Source organism: Sphaerospermopsis sp. FACHB-1094, from assembly GCF_014696195.1.
GTDB classification, from domain to species: Bacteria; Cyanobacteriota; Cyanobacteriia; order Cyanobacteriales; family Nostocaceae; genus Sphaerospermopsis; species Sphaerospermopsis kisseleviana.
The window spans coordinates 1-14038 of sequence record NZ_JACJPT010000127.1 but is presented as its reverse complement, the minus strand read 5'-3'; the positions used below and the strand labels follow the sequence as shown (position 1 = coordinate 14038).

The following is a 14038-nucleotide window of genomic DNA, read 5'->3' as shown; positions in this document are numbered from 1 at the left end:
ACTCCTGACTCCTGACTCCTGACTCCTGACTCCTGACTCCTGACTCCTGACTCCTGACTCCTGACTCCTGACTCCTGACTCCTGACTCCTGACTCCTGACTTATGGATCTTTTATGACAACAGAAAAAACAACCTGCTCGAAAATAAAAATTATCTTAGTAGAACCAGCAGGAGAATTAAATGTAGGTTCAATTGCCAGAGTGATGAAAAACTTTGGTTTATGTGATTTAATCTTAGTAAATCCGCAGTGCGATCGCCTATCTTTTGAAGCCTTAAAAATGGCAGTTCACGCCAAAGAAATATTAGAAAATGCTGTCATAGTTGATACTTTACCAGAAGCATTAACAGGATGTACCCGTGCGATCGCTACCATAGGTAGAGATTATAGCGGAGAATTACCCTTAGAAAACCCCCGTCACGCCTTCCCCTGGTTATTAGCAGAACCAGAAAAACCCACAGCATTAATTTTTGGTAGAGAAGATCGGGGATTAACCAATCAAGAAATCAATTATGCCCAAAAGTTAGTATTTATTCCTACAAATCCCGAATACCCATCATTAAACTTAGCTACTGCGGTGTCAATCTGTTGTTACGAATTATCACAACTAGCGGAAAATTTTATCACCCAGAAAACACCGACAACAGAAACAGCACCCTTGGACACTGTAGAACCCTACTACCAGGAATTAGAATCTCTACTACTTGCCATAGGTTATCTTTATCCCCACACAGCAGCCAGTAGGATGGAAAAATTCCGCCATTTATATAACCGCGCCCACCTACAAACCACGGAAGTTGCTATGCTCAGAGGTATGATTAAACAAGTACAATGGGCAATTCAAAATTACAACAGCTTAGAAAACTCAGGACTATGATGGAACTATAGTCATCGGGTTTGACTTCTGAATTTATCATTTATCTGTGTAGGCAGGCAAGAGGCACTCATGCAAAAGGCTTTTAGAGAATTTTGGTGTACGGAGTTTTTTTCAATAATCAAATAGGAGTCCTATATATTTTTTAGATATCATCTTCCAAAAGCATTGATTATGACTTACACTAAACTGAAAAATGCTGCTTAGTAACAGAAGGGGTTCTGAGTATCAAGGTGCATAGTGTAGTTAGTTTTGGGTCGAAATTTGACAAACAAAACAGTCGAGTGGGTAACTAAGGAGTAGCAGTGTCAGAATCAAATGACAAACTAATAGCTGTGTCAAAACGGCAGTCTTCCCAGCGTCGTCGTCCGCGTCCTGTCCAAAGCCAAGACCAAGGACAAGCCCAAAAACAGTCCCAAAAGGCAGGACAAAAACAAGCCAGGAAGCAACAGCAGGGTGCAAACAGAGGGGAAACTGTAGCACTCACAAGGTTAAACAATCCTATCAGTTCTGCTAATGTTACAACTGAGGGGCGAAGACCATCAAGCCGGTTAGTCATGCCGACAGCTGTTAAACCCATCCCTAAACCAAGGGCAAATATGTCAACCAAAATGCCACAATCGGTTACAGGGAAATTAAAAACAGTGCGTGTACAAAAGCAAGGCAAGCTAAAAGTAACCAGGCAATCATCACGGAAAACGCGATTAAAGCCAATGGCTAAGGCTGTATTGTATACCTTGCGTTTATTGATTGTTGGTATCGGACTAGGTGCAATTGTCGGCACGATATTATCAATATTAGACCCTGCTTATCGCATCATTACAACCTCTGCATCCCCATCTCAGACCAATATCACCCAATCTCATGCTAATAACCAAGCATCTGGTTCTGGTTTAGTCTTAGCTCAAGAAATTACCACTTTAAAATCTACTTTACAAAATCTAGCTACCGCCAACCCAAGTCTAACGCCTGGGGTTTTCATGGTAGATTTAGATACGGGTGGCTATGTAGATATTAATGCTAGTACAAGTTTTCCTGCTGCCAGCACCATCAAAATTCCGATTTTAGTAGCTTTTTTCCAAGATGTCGATGGGGGAAAAATTCGCTTGGATGAAATGCTGACTATGGAAAAAGAAATGGTGGCAGGAGGTTCTGGTAATTTACGCACTCAACCTGTGGGTAGTAAATACACAGCGTTGGATGTAGCCACAAAAATGATGACTATCAGTGATAACACTGCCACAAATATGCTCATTACCAGACTGGGAGGCCAGGAAGTATTAAATGGGCGTTTTCGCAGTTGGGGATTAACAACTACAGCTATTCGTAATATTTTACCAGATTTAGAAGGTACAAACACCACATCACCCAAAGAATTAGCAGATTTAATTGCTAAAGTGAATCAAGGTAATTTAGTCAGTATGCGATCGCGTGATTTAATGTTAGATATCATGCGTCGCACAGAAAGAAACACTCTCATACCTTCTGGGTTAGGAGAAGGAGCAAGAGCATATCATAAAACCGGTGATATTGGGACAATGTTAGGAGATGCAGGTTTAATTGATATCCCCACCGGTAAGCGTTACATTGCTGCTGTCATGGTAAAACGTCCTCATAATGATCCTGCTGCGGAAACACTGATTAGTTCTATTTCTCAAGCTGCTTACGAAAACTTTAGTCAAGCGAATGTCACACCCCCCACTCCTACAAATAATCCACCATCAACAAGTTTTCAACCACCAGTTCAACCAGTTCAACCAGTTCAACCAGTTCAACCAGTTCAACCAGTTCAACCTTTCATTCAACCTTTCATTCAACCCCAGGTAATGAGTCCAATACCACCTAATGGTATGGTTAATAATGTACCGATGGGTACTTATCAACCTCCTATGATGACTCCACAATATTATCCACCAAGATAGGAGTCAGGAGAATTTTAGATTTTAGATTTTAGATTTTGGATTTTGGATTTTAGATTAATCTATTACCAATTACCCATTACCCATTACCAATCACCAATTAATCATGACATCTACTCCTCCATCAATTCAATTTTTTGCAGGTTTATTTGAAGAACTGAGTAACGTGAGTTTACGACGGGAAACCCGCACTGGTAAACGCATTGTAGTTATGCAATTTGAACAATTAAAAGCTTTGTCCGGTTTTAATAGTTTTACCAAACAGTCTTTAAATTCCCTATTATTAACAGATGAAGAAGGAGAAATTAGTGTTACTCCTACGGGAACAAAGTTTATTTTTGGTGGTGATGAAGGAGATGAATTAAAACGGGTAGATTGTAAATTTGAAGTAGAAAGAGAAGATCATTTTGCACGAATTATGCGTTTTTTGCACCGTTATGCTGATGCAAACGGAATGGAATATGGGGAAAAATAATTGATAATTGGTAATTGATAATTGATAATTGGTAATTGGTAATTGGTAATTGGTAATTGGTAATTGGTAATTGGTAATTGGTAATTGGTAATAGTTGATTAGAAAACATAAAATTGATTACCCAGTCACCAGTCACCAGTCACCAGTCACCAGTCACCAGTCACCAGTCACCAGTCACCAGTCACCAGTCACCAGTCACCAGTCACCAGTCACCTATATTTTCTGATATCTCATTCCTGGAAGTTGGGAAACCAAACCCATTAATTCTAACTGTAACAAAGAACTAGAAACTAAACCCGCATCCATACCTGTTTTCTGCACAATAAAATCAAAAGGTAAAGATTCAACAGTTAAAATATCTATTACCTTTTGTAATTCTGGTTCTAATTTAGGAGTTTCTAATTTAGGAGTTTCTGGTTTAGGAGTTTCTGGTTTAGGAGTTTCTGGTTTAGGAGTTTCTGGTTTAGGAGTTTCTAACTTAGTTTGAGTTGGTTGAGATAAAGGAACAGAATTAAAAAGAGGAGTTTCTACATCTATTTGGGGAATAGCACCCAACATAATTAATAATTCATTTAATTGTTGATTTATTAAACCTGCACCTTGACTAATTAATTTTAAACATCCTTGGGATGGTTCATCATCAACTCTTCCCGGTAAAGCGTAAACATCACGACAAAACTCATTTGCATAAGTTGCTGTTATTAAAGCACCTGATTTTGTTCCCGCTTCCATCACTAATACTGCACGACTTAAACCTGCAATAATACGATTTCTGCGCGGAAAATGAGTCCTGTTAGGTGTAGTTTTCGCAGGATATTCACTAATAACAATCCCAGATTTTAAAATTTGTTGATATAAATCTTTATTTTTCACAGGATATATAACATCTACACCAGTTCCTACAACCGCTATAGTTCTTCCTCCTGCTTTCATCGCTGCGGTGTGACTTTCCGTGTCTATTCCTTCGGCCATTCCCGAAACCACAGTAAAACCATTTTTAGCTAAAGCAGTGCTAATTTGACGAGTCCATTTTATTCCATATTCTGTAGGTTTACGAGTTCCCACTATACCTACCAAGGGTTTTTTTCCTGAATTTTCTTGTAAATCAACTTCACCACGATAATATAAAATTGCTGGTGGTGTGGGAATTTCTCTTAATAATTGGGGATATTCTAAATCTGCGGGTGTCCAGAAATTCGGGTTTATTTGTTGATGTTGAATCAGTAATTGTTCTGGGTTTATACGACTTCTTTGTTGTACAACTTTTTCTAAAGTTTGAAAACCAAAACCTTCGATTTTTCGTAATTCCGCAGGACTCGCTTTCCAAGCATTTTCTAATTTACCAAAATGCTGGTGTAATCGTTGTAATAATATTGGACCAATTCCCGAAATTTGCGACCAAGCTAACCAATATTTGCGCTCTTCTATAGTAGACATTTTCAAAAAATCAACCTTTGCGTCTTTGCGTGAGATATTCTGATCTTTAACCCTTTGCTAATCTTTGATTCTTCAAATAATCAAAAACCGACTTATCACCAATATCTGCGGGAATATTTTGTACTGTTTTCCGCAACGCAAACACTAAAAAAGCAATTACCCAAATACCTAATAAAACCTGTTCTGCTTGAGTTGATAAAATTCCTGCTAAATGTCCTAATAATAAAAGTGGAACAAGGGGAGTTAAGATTTTCGTTTCTAACCGATTAAAACAAAATCCTTCTTTAAAGAAAATACCTGTTAAAGCAGCAAAAGTAAAACCCACACCAAATAATGTTAGTGGTTGATTATAAATAGTATTCGCAAAAGGTTGATGATCCAAATGTGCGAAAATTAAGGCAGAAATACTACCAATTATCCAGAAAAGTTGTAAAATTTGATGTAGCAACTTCATATATATGTGAATAGTTAATAAACTCACCCCCAAAGCTAAACTAAAAACAGTGTAAAGAGGGGTAATAGCTTGAATAGCTAAGGGATAATCAGCATAAAATAAAGCTAAATTACTACCAATAGCAAAACTAATTGCTGCTATCATTAAACTTGTACGATAGATGATCACACCGATGCGATCGCCCTTAGTAATGGTAAATTCTCCAAACTGTCCTTGATAGACTTCTGGTGTAGGTTGTGGTTCTGGAGTAGATATTGATTGTGTAGTCATATTCAATAATAGAGGATATTGCTAACTGACTGCTATAGCTATTGTATTATGATATTGTGAATTTTTACATCATGAAAAATCCCATATCTGTATAATTCATCTTAACCCTGCTTATTAAGACAGGAGTTGGGGGGATCTGAAACTTTTCCTGTTTTCAGTAAAATTGCTATTAGCCATGATTTAATATATGTATATGATTATCTGGGTAGAGGGGTGAATCGGATGATTGGTAGAATCATTGCAGCACGATACAAAATCATCAGTAAGATAGGACAGGGTACATTTGGTACAACTTATTTAGCGGAAGATACCCAAGTACCCCCACCAAGTGAATGTGTAGTTAAACATTTTACACCATCAAGCACCGAACCGGAAACAATAAAAAAATCTCAAGAATTATTTGCACGGGAAGCTACAATCCTGCATCAACTAGGTAAACATCCACAAATACCCCGACTTTTAGCTTATCCCCAAGAAAACCAAGATTTTTTTATAGTTCAAGAATATATAGCAGGATATGATTTAAAACAAGAAATTCGTCCTAATATTCCGTTGAAGGAAGATGTTGTAATTCAATTATTAACAGATATTTTAGAAGTTTTAGTATTTATTCATGAACAGGAAGTAATTCATCGAGATTTAAAACCGGAAAATATTAGAAGAAGACAAAAAGATCAGAAAATAGTCATCATTGATTTTGGTGCAGTCAAACAAATCAGCACTCAATATTTAGAAAATCAACAACCACAAAATCCTACTACAATTGGTACTCGTGGGTATACACCAATAGAACAACAAATAGGAGCAACTGAATTTAGCAGTGATATTTATGCTGTAGGAATGATTGGTATTCAAGCACTCACAGGTAAACATCCTAAATCCTTAGGAAGAGATCAACAAGTAAAATTAATTTGGCGTGATTTTGTGAACGTTAGTGATCGATTTGCTAATTTTTTAGATAAAATGGTAGAATACAATCACACAAACCGTTATGCTGATGCAACAGAAGCATTAACAGCATTACAGCAAATCTCACAACAACAAATTTATCATCATCAAATTGATAATCAATCTAATGATGAATCCACTACAATTACAATAGGTACAAAGTTTAATCCCTTACTTCTGAAAATTGCATCTGTAGGATTAGGTATATTAGTGACAGGAATTATTACTTTTGTATTTATTAACAGTTCTCGTCCTGAATGTGATGGAAAATTAGCAGACTATCAAGAACATAATATCAAACTTAAATATCCAGAATGTTGGCCTCAAGATGCAACACCAAATGCTTTAGATGATAAACTTGTGACATTTATTCACCCTCGAAAACATTCAAGATTGATAATTAGTAGTTTTCCTTATTTAGAAACTTTAGATCAGCTGCAAAACTTTCAAGAACAGGATATAACTGATAATTTAACAGATGGGAAAGTCACAAAAAGAGATACATATTTTTTTAGTGGGAAACAAGGAAGAAAAATCATTGCAACTGGTAGAAACGGTGATGAAAAAATCAAGAATATGTATGTAATGACTTTGAAAGAAAATAAAGCTTATGTGATTATTTATTCAGCAGAAGAAAATGAATATGACAAGTTTTTAAACACTGTAGAAATGATAATTCAATCAATAGAAATCGAATAATTCTCGTTCCCAGTCTCAGACTGGGAATGCAAAACGTGAGTCTCTGACTCACAACAATATACAATGATATTGATGATTTTTGTCTGAATCAGGACATCCTTCGGGAAGTCAAAAGTCAAAAGTCAAAAGTCAAAAGTCAGAATTAGGACTTACGCAAGATGTGACTGAAAACCTTATTCTTGCGTAGGGGTAATTCATGAATTACCCCTACTTTCGTTCCCTTTTGCGTAAGTCCTGAGAATTTTTTTGTCTGAATATTCCTCAAAAACCCCTTGACATTTTTCTAGTTTCGGTTATCATAATATTATAGTGGGAATCCGTGTCGCCAGATATAGTAATCAACGAAAATCACAAAGTCATAAACAACCATCAATCTTAAAAATCCTGGTAGATAGCCAAATTCATTTTTTCCTCCTTTTAAAGAATGACAAATCAAGTCAGAAATAGGTAATCTAACATCCTGTGAATCCTGATTCAGATAAAGTTTCGCGCAGAGACGCAAAGGAGCAAAGTCGCAAAGGAAAAGAAGAAATTGAAAAATCACATCCTGTACATCCTTAAATCCTGGACATCCTGATTCAGACAAACTATTATTGTTGTAATTTTCTAATTCTATCTTGGGCTATTCTCAACCAGTATTCATTACCTCCTTGTTGTTGATATAGTTTCACAGCTTGCTGAAAATCTGATATAGCACCTTGCTTATCTCCTAAATCATCACGGACATTTCCCCGGTTGTAGTAGGCATCGGCATATTTAGGATTAATCTTGATAGCTTGGTTGTAATCATCTATAGCACCTTGCTTATCTCCTAAATCATTACGGACATTTCCCCGGCCGATGTAGGCATTGGCAAAGTTAGGATTAAACTTGATAGCTTGGTTGTAATCTGATATAGCACCTTGCTTATCTCCTAAATCATTACGGACATTTCCCCGGCCGATGTAGGCATTGGCATCGTTAGGATTAAACTTGATAGCTTGGTTGTAATCATCTATAGCACCTTGCTTATCTCCTAAATCATTACGGACAACTCCCCGGTTGATGTAGGCATCGGCAAAGTTAGGATTAAACTTGATAGCTTGGTTGTAATCTGATATAGCACCTTGCTTATCTCCTAAATCATTACGGACAACTCCCCGGTTGATGTAGGCATCGGCATCGTTAGGATTAATCTTGATAGCTTGGTTGTAATCATCTATAGCACCTTGCTTATCTCCTAATTCATCACGGATAACTCCCCGGTTGTTGTAGGCATTGGCATCGTTAGGATTAATCTTGATAGCTTGGTTGTAATCATCTATAGCACCTTGCTTATCTCCTAAATCATTACGGACAATTCCCCGGTTGTAGTAGGCATCGGCATCGTTAGGATTAATCTTGATAGCTTGGTTGTAATCATCTATAGCACCTTGCTTATCTCCTAAATCATTACGGACATTTCCCCGGTTGTTGTAGGCATTGGCATTGTTAGGATTAATCTTGATAGCTTGGTTGTAATCATCTATAGCACCTTGCTTATCTCCTAATTCCTTACGGACAACTCCCCGGTTGTTGTAGGCATCGGCATAGTTAGGATTAATCTTGATAGCTTGGTTGTAATCATCTATAGCACCTTGCTTATCTCCTAATTCATAACGGACATTTCCCCGTTTGTAGTAAGCATTGGCATAGTTAGGATTAATCTTGATAGCTTCAGTATAAGCTACTATTGCCCCACGATGATCACCTTTGTTTTGTTTATCCAAACCTAAAGCAAAATAATCATCAACATTTAACGCCCCACTGTTAGGTTTAGCAGTTACACCCGTTGAAAGCCTGATAAAAGTATTAATAGGAACACCAGCATATCTATTTAAATTCCTATTTTCAAACTCATCACCCCGGCCATGAATACCTATTACCTCACCTTGCTGGTTTAACACTGGTCCCCCACTCATACCCTTGACAGTCTGGTTAGTATAAACTAAATTATAACCACCATCCACAGTCACCTGTTTAGCATTAGCGGAAACTTCCCCATTAAAACAGTCGTAAAGCGGAGTAGGAACATTTCCTGTTGGGGGACGAAAACCACCGACATAAACATTATCCCGACGTTGCACCACATCAGAATTACCCAACTTCGCTATTTGATAACTTCTATTACTGCTAAACTGCACTACCGTTAAATCTACCGCAGTTCCCAGAGGTTTGATATTCTGCACATTAATGGGATAACGTTGTCCATCAGGGGTGACAATGGTATATCTTAAATTCTGATCTCGGAAATTATGAAAAGCGGTGAGAACAGAATAAGTATTCCCATCTTTTTTGATTAAAGTTCCCGAACCATTGTATTTACCATTATCAATTAAAACGGTGATTTTTTCGGCTATGGCATCTATTTCTTTACTGCATGATAAACCCTGTCCTGTTGCTGGTGGTGTCAGGGTGAGGGAGGTGAGGATAAATAAGGTAGGAAGAGTATATTTATAGTGCATATTATTTTTATTTGTCTGAATCAGGACACCCTTCGGGAAGTCAAAAGTCAAAAGTCAAAGGTCAAAAAATTAATGATATTTAGAGTTTTGAGGATTTACAGGATGTGATTGTTAAATTTATGGTTTGATTTTGGGTGTTTTTTTGTCTGTGTTTACTCCTTAGTCAATGCTGATATATTCATCCCAAGGACTAAAAACATTAACAGATGAAAAAGCAAAATCACTAATATTACGAGTAACAATGATCAGATTATTTTCAGATGCAGTCGCAGCGATTAAACTGTTGACAAGGTTGTTTTTTGACATATTCAGAAATAACACAAGTATCTAATAAATAAGTCATAATGAAATATCTCTACCTGTGTCTTTATCTCTTGCAAATAATGTTTCATTTTCTTCTAATTCAGGTAAAAGCAGAAATTCTGATAATTTCATCTGAGACTTATCTGATTGAGAAAATTTAATTTCTTCTAACTCACATAACCAACGTTGAAGAATAGTCTTTTGTTCTTCTATTGGCAAAGTTTCCACCGTTTCTATAACTTTTTGAAGTAATTCTGTTGTCATAATCATAGCAGGGAATAAAAGTATTTAGGGGTTGCTGAGAAAGTCTTTCCGTGAGGGCATAGGAGTCAGGAGTCAGGAGTCAGGAGTCAGGAGTCAGGAGGAGATTTGAAAATTTCTTTGCCATCTCTTGAAATCCCAAAAAATGCACACTTTTTCCGGTATACCCTTCAAAACCCTTGCACTAATTTCTGTGTTTATCAGCCTCTAACCTTTGATATATCAAGGTTTTAGGTTTATTCAGCAAACCCTATTTATCTATTATATCTTCAACTAGGAATCATTAATATTATTTTACCATGTTGTGAGTCAGAGACTCACCTTTTGCATTCCCAGTCTGAGACTGGGAAGGAGAATTTTTAAGGTTTAGTTTTTCTAGAACACCGATTCATTAATCGTCAGGGCGAAGCATTCGGGTGATAACCTATCGCTAAAACCATTGATATTCTGTCCGAATGCTTCGCCCCTACAAGGTAAAAACAGATTACCTAGCATTACTGAATCGACGCTCTAGGGGTACTGCCCAACTTAAACGGATAATTTGTTGATGTAATGTTTCTGTTGTTGGTGTACCATCTATATACATTGAGGGATTTTCCCAAATAGGAAAAGCGTGCATCCCATTAACTCCGACTAACTCACCTTGTGTATTTAATAATGGTCCGCCGCTCATGCCTTTGTCAAGTTGGTTGGTGTATCCTATTTGATATCCCCCTGATAGTGCTTTTTCTAAGACTAAGGCTATTTTACCGGTGGTGAGTGTAATTTCTTTAACTGTGCTGTTTTCCTGGTTGATGGGAAAACCAACTACAAATACTTCATCTCCGGTTTTGGGTTTCTCTCCCATAACTGCAACTGCATAATTTTCTCTGCTGGAAAATTCTAATATCCCTAAATCATATTTTTCTAACTTTGCTGTTTTTGATACTTCTGCTTTATATACTTTCCCATCTGGAGTTACTATTTTATAAGGTGGTTCATCTGCTGCTAATACATGAGCGTTGGTTAAAACAGTATAGATATTATCTTGTTTATTATCTTGTTTATTATCTTGTTTATTATCTTGTTTTTTCAGTAAAATTCCTGAACCCAGGAAGTCTGTTGATAGCACTTTGACGGTAATAGTTGCTGCTTGTTTTTTTAACTCGCTTTGAGAAAGTTCGGTTTTTATTTGTTCCCTGTTTCCATTTTGACTTTGATTTACCTCAGAAACATTTACAGAGATACCTGTATTAGCGGTTGATGTTGATAGTAGGAGAGATAACCCGCTAACACAGGTAATAATTTTAATAGGTTTGAAATCAAGCAGTTTAAAATCAAGCAATTTAAAAACAGACCTCAGTTTTTTATTCACTTGCTAAATTATCGAAATAGATATCAAAATCAAACATAATATCCTCAGGATCTCCTGTTTGAATGTCGATTTTACCTGCTGCTAAAGCACTTTTGTCAAAAAGTTTAGCGGCTACCGCTTTTCTATTTGCACCCGGTTTGAGAGTAAAAAGTAAATTTCGACTGTTACAGACTGTGTTAGAGTCACTTCCAGAGCAAATTACAGGTTGTTTGTTAATTATACCACTAACGATTTTCTTTAGTGTACCATGATCATAATTGCGCTGAAATCTTGATGACACTTCACGACATCTGGCTTCAGGACTATAAGGTGCAGGAAAATCTGTAGAATTCCATCTTATCACCCTGTATTTTCTCCCGTCCTCTGTGCGTGCAAAGGTGAAATATTTACCATTAACTCTATGGCAATAAAATTTAGTACCTTCTGCGTAGCTAGGTTTACTGAAGCTGACGGTGGTAGCTAAAGCCAGTAAAGATGACAAAATAACAATTTTTGATGTTCTGAGTTTCATGTTGTTTTGGCGTTGACAGTAATTTTATACCCGAAATATTACATTTTAACTTTTTCTCTTCCTTTGCGTCTTTGCGCCTTTGCGTGAGATATAAAATTATAGTATAAATTAACAATCTCCCAAAAACAAGATTTGTAAATGATCTAAATATTTTCTCTGCAATTGTACCTGTGCATTACCTTTATATACAGCAATTTCTACCCATCCATGACTACCAACCAAAGCTAAAATTTCCCCAACTTCCACATCACTGTAAGTTTCACATCCTGGTATTTGCAAACCTTGAACTTCTACACACCAGGTTTTACCCTCCACAAACCTACCAGGAATATTACTGATTAAATTACCAAAGTGATCTATATAGTCAATACAACCTGCTATACCGTTAGTAATTTCTCGACATTCGCCAATATCTAATTTTACCAAAGTTTCAGGATTGATTTCTCTGCCTAAGTTTTGCACAGATACACCACTTGCTAAATGTGCTGCGACAGGTGCGAAAATATCTCTACCGTGAAAGGTGCTGCTAGGTTGAGATATTCGCCAATATTGAGAGTTTGTTAACTCTACTGCTGTTATTACTTTATTTTCAGCAATTATACCGCTAAAAATGCCGTTATCTGGTCCGACAAGATAACCTTGATCTAATTTTAGAGCGATCGCTCTCCTTTGACTACCCACCCCCGGATCTACTACTGCTAAATGTACCGTACCCTGGGGAAAATAAGGATAAGCATTCATCAAGGAAAATCTAGCTGCGGCGATGTTTTGCGGTGGAATTTGATGATTTAAATCTATTAAGGTCAGATTTGGATTAATTTGGCAAATTATACCTTTCATTACTCCGACATATACATCATCATATCCAAAATCACTTAATAAGGTCAAAATTTTTGCTTGATTCATATAAATTCAAAATTTTTCATTCATTACCTCATTTAAAATTTACAATTATTAAAAATTGTCTGTAACGATAATTACAAAAAATCTGGTATTTTATAAAAACATGACATCATCAAAAATATCAAGGTCAAAATTATGGCGATAAATATTAATCGAATACAAGCAGTTAAAAAAGCTGATGAAGCACATAGACAAAACCTGAAAAAAAATGTTGAACATCGTCTAGAAATGGCAAGATTAAAAGGTGATGAGCAACTTATTCGTCAATTAGAAGCAGAACAAGCTTATTACCGGTGAATTATTTCCTTTTTTTGATGTTTATTAATGTTTATTCATGTTAATTGGTGTTAATTTTTTAGAATTTTTAGTTTCGTTGTGTGTTTACCTGCAAAAGCAGGTTTTTTTTTAGTATCGTAAAATCAAGACTAAACAAAAAACCAGGGTAAGATAAGCTGTTACACAGCTAAATTGTATAGGACTAATATTTTAAACTCTTGTTTAACAGGCAAGATGCCTGTTCCACTTATACAAATTAAATGCACAACAGCTTAATTCCCCTGAAACTTCCTAAAATTTGTTTAATTTTGGTAGTTTTTCAATAATCGACAATTAACAATGAACAATTGACAATGAGGAAGAATATTGAAAAAGCGGATTTTTTTGGGTTTTATCCCCTTGAAAGGGGAGGGTTGAAACCTTGAATTAAACAATTGTCAATTGTCAATTATCAATTATCAATTGTTAATTGTTATTTATTCAGCATTGAGGATTTTAGGAACTTTGAAAAAATCACCTTCCTGTTCAGGTGCGCTGTTAAGAATACCCTCTCTGTTAGTATAGGGTTTTAATATATCCTCTCTTGTTATATTGCTAACATCAATCGCTCTGGTTGTGGGAGGTACATCAGCAACATCAAGCTCGCTCAGTTGCTCGATATATTCTAAAATACTACCAAGTTGAGTAGTAAATTTTTCTTCCTCTTCTGGTGTTAATTCTAACCGAGCGAGGTTAGCAACTTTATGGACTTGTTCACGATCTATCATTTTTAGGGAATTGGGAATTGGGAATTGGGAATTGGGAATTGGGAATTGGGAATTGGGAATTGGGAATTGGGAATTGGGAATTGGGAATTGGGAATTGGGAATTGGG

16 protein-coding genes are annotated in these 14038 nt (G+C 36.4%); 6 read left to right on the top strand and 10 right to left on the bottom strand.

Annotation, left to right across the window (positions count from 1 at the left end; all coding sequences use genetic code 11):
* Positions 1-113: 113 nt before the first annotated feature.
* From H6F47_RS23860 to H6F47_RS28680, 4 genes are all read left to right on the top strand, one after another.
* Positions 114-875, top strand: a complete 762-nt coding sequence (locus H6F47_RS23860) for an RNA methyltransferase (RefSeq protein ID WP_096566051.1) — start codon at positions 114-116, stop codon at positions 873-875.
* A gap of 302 nt (positions 876-1177) precedes the next feature.
* Complete coding sequence (locus H6F47_RS23855; RefSeq protein WP_190651299.1) at positions 1178-2794, top strand: serine hydrolase; 1617 nt, start codon at positions 1178-1180, stop codon at positions 2792-2794.
* A gap of 103 nt (positions 2795-2897) precedes the next feature.
* Positions 2898-3266: a photosystem II reaction center protein Psb28 gene (gene psb28, locus H6F47_RS23850; RefSeq protein ID WP_096566054.1), complete on the top strand. Its 369-nt coding sequence runs from the start codon at positions 2898-2900 to the stop codon at positions 3264-3266.
* A 94-nt stretch (positions 3267-3360) separates the two neighbouring features.
* A complete protein-coding gene (locus H6F47_RS28680) occupies positions 3361-3492 on the top strand; it encodes a hypothetical protein (RefSeq protein WP_277877177.1) in 132 nt (43 codons plus the stop codon).
* Here H6F47_RS28680 and dprA read toward each other — a convergent pair.
* A complete protein-coding gene (dprA, locus tag H6F47_RS23845; protein ID WP_190651297.1) occupies positions 3480-4703 on the bottom strand; it encodes a DNA-processing protein DprA in 1224 nt (407 codons plus the stop codon). The genes H6F47_RS28680 and dprA overlap by 13 nt on opposite strands.
* A gap of 46 nt (positions 4704-4749) precedes the next feature.
* Positions 4750-5427 (bottom strand): DUF2301 domain-containing membrane protein, encoded by a 678-nt coding sequence (locus H6F47_RS23840; protein WP_190651295.1) that lies wholly within the window; start codon positions 5425-5427, stop codon positions 4750-4752.
* Between the two features lie 222 nt (positions 5428-5649).
* Between H6F47_RS23840 and H6F47_RS23835 the strand changes: the two genes are divergently transcribed.
* Complete coding sequence (locus H6F47_RS23835) at positions 5650-7074, top strand: serine/threonine-protein kinase (protein WP_190651293.1); 1425 nt, start codon at positions 5650-5652, stop codon at positions 7072-7074.
* A gap of 304 nt (positions 7075-7378) precedes the next feature.
* On the opposite strand, the gene H6F47_RS23830 is transcribed toward H6F47_RS23835, so the two are convergent.
* The 7 genes from H6F47_RS23830 to H6F47_RS23800 all read right to left on the bottom strand — a co-directional run bounded on the left by H6F47_RS23830 (position 7379) and on the right by H6F47_RS23800 (position 12892).
* Positions 7379-7660, bottom strand: a complete 282-nt coding sequence (locus H6F47_RS23830) for a hypothetical protein (RefSeq protein ID WP_190651291.1) — start codon at positions 7658-7660, stop codon at positions 7379-7381.
* A gap of 4 nt (positions 7661-7664) precedes the next feature.
* Positions 7665-9557, bottom strand: a complete 1893-nt coding sequence (locus H6F47_RS23825) for a serine protease (RefSeq protein ID WP_190651289.1) — start codon at positions 9555-9557, stop codon at positions 7665-7667.
* A gap of 159 nt (positions 9558-9716) precedes the next feature.
* Complete coding sequence (locus H6F47_RS23820; RefSeq protein WP_190347868.1) at positions 9717-9863, bottom strand: hypothetical protein; 147 nt, start codon at positions 9861-9863, stop codon at positions 9717-9719.
* Positions 9864-9896: 33 nt separating this feature from the next.
* Positions 9897-10130 carry a hypothetical protein gene (locus tag H6F47_RS23815; RefSeq protein ID WP_242027483.1) on the bottom strand — a complete coding sequence of 78 codons (234 nt, stop codon included), beginning with the start codon at positions 10128-10130 and terminating at the stop codon, positions 9897-9899.
* Positions 10131-10605: 475 nt separating this feature from the next.
* Positions 10606-11475 (bottom strand): serine protease, encoded by an 870-nt coding sequence (locus H6F47_RS23810; RefSeq protein ID WP_322743385.1) that lies wholly within the window; start codon positions 11473-11475, stop codon positions 10606-10608.
* Positions 11468-11986 carry a COP23 domain-containing protein gene (locus H6F47_RS23805; protein ID WP_137669386.1) on the bottom strand — a complete coding sequence of 173 codons (519 nt, stop codon included), beginning with the start codon at positions 11984-11986 and terminating at the stop codon, positions 11468-11470. Before H6F47_RS23805 ends, H6F47_RS23810 begins: the two co-directional genes overlap by 8 nt.
* A 108-nt stretch (positions 11987-12094) precedes the next feature.
* Complete coding sequence (locus H6F47_RS23800; protein ID WP_190651286.1) at positions 12095-12892, bottom strand: SAM-dependent chlorinase/fluorinase; 798 nt, start codon at positions 12890-12892, stop codon at positions 12095-12097.
* 132 nt (positions 12893-13024) lie between these two features.
* On the opposite strand from H6F47_RS23800, the gene H6F47_RS23795 reads away from it, so the two are divergent.
* The gene (locus tag H6F47_RS23795; protein ID WP_190347891.1) at positions 13025-13186 is read left to right on the top strand and encodes a hypothetical protein; all 162 of its coding nucleotides are present in this window, start codon (positions 13025-13027) and stop codon (positions 13184-13186) included.
* A 455-nt stretch (positions 13187-13641) separates the two neighbouring features.
* On the opposite strand, the gene gatC is transcribed toward H6F47_RS23795, so the two are convergent.
* On the bottom strand, positions 13642-13932 hold the full coding sequence (gatC, locus tag H6F47_RS23790; protein WP_096566073.1) for an Asp-tRNA(Asn)/Glu-tRNA(Gln) amidotransferase subunit GatC: 291 nt from the start codon (positions 13930-13932) through the stop codon (positions 13642-13644).
* Between the last annotated feature and the right edge of the window lie 106 nt (positions 13933-14038).

What these genes read in the sequence shown, in the direction of transcription:
- H6F47_RS23860 (WP_096566051.1), top strand. Translation starts at nt 114, where the DNA reads ATGACAACAGAAAAAACAACCTGCTCGAAAATAAAAATTATCTTAGTA.
- psb28 (WP_096566054.1), top strand. Translation starts at nt 2,898, where the DNA reads ATGACATCTACTCCTCCATCAATTCAATTTTTTGCAGGTTTATTTGAA.
- dprA (WP_190651297.1), bottom strand. Translation starts at nt 4,703, where the DNA reads ATGTCTACTATAGAAGAGCGCAAATATTGGTTAGCTTGGTCGCAAATT.
- H6F47_RS23840 (WP_190651295.1), bottom strand. Translation starts at nt 5,427, where the DNA reads ATGACTACACAATCAATATCTACTCCAGAACCACAACCTACACCAGAA.
- H6F47_RS23835 (WP_190651293.1), top strand. Translation starts at nt 5,650, where the DNA reads ATGATTGGTAGAATCATTGCAGCACGATACAAAATCATCAGTAAGATA.
- H6F47_RS23825 (WP_190651289.1), bottom strand. Translation starts at nt 9,557, where the DNA reads ATGCACTATAAATATACTCTTCCTACCTTATTTATCCTCACCTCCCTC.
- H6F47_RS23820 (WP_190347868.1), bottom strand. Translation starts at nt 9,863, where the DNA reads ATGTCAAAAAACAACCTTGTCAACAGTTTAATCGCTGCGACTGCATCT.
- H6F47_RS23815 (WP_242027483.1), bottom strand. Translation starts at nt 10,130, where the DNA reads ATGATTATGACAACAGAATTACTTCAAAAAGTTATAGAAACGGTGGAA.
- H6F47_RS23805 (WP_137669386.1), bottom strand. Translation starts at nt 11,986, where the DNA reads ATGAAACTCAGAACATCAAAAATTGTTATTTTGTCATCTTTACTGGCT.
- H6F47_RS23800 (WP_190651286.1), bottom strand. Translation starts at nt 12,892, where the DNA reads ATGAATCAAGCAAAAATTTTGACCTTATTAAGTGATTTTGGATATGAT.
- H6F47_RS23795 (WP_190347891.1), top strand. Translation starts at nt 13,025, where the DNA reads ATGGCGATAAATATTAATCGAATACAAGCAGTTAAAAAAGCTGATGAA.
- gatC (WP_096566073.1), bottom strand. Translation starts at nt 13,932, where the DNA reads ATGATAGATCGTGAACAAGTCCATAAAGTTGCTAACCTCGCTCGGTTA.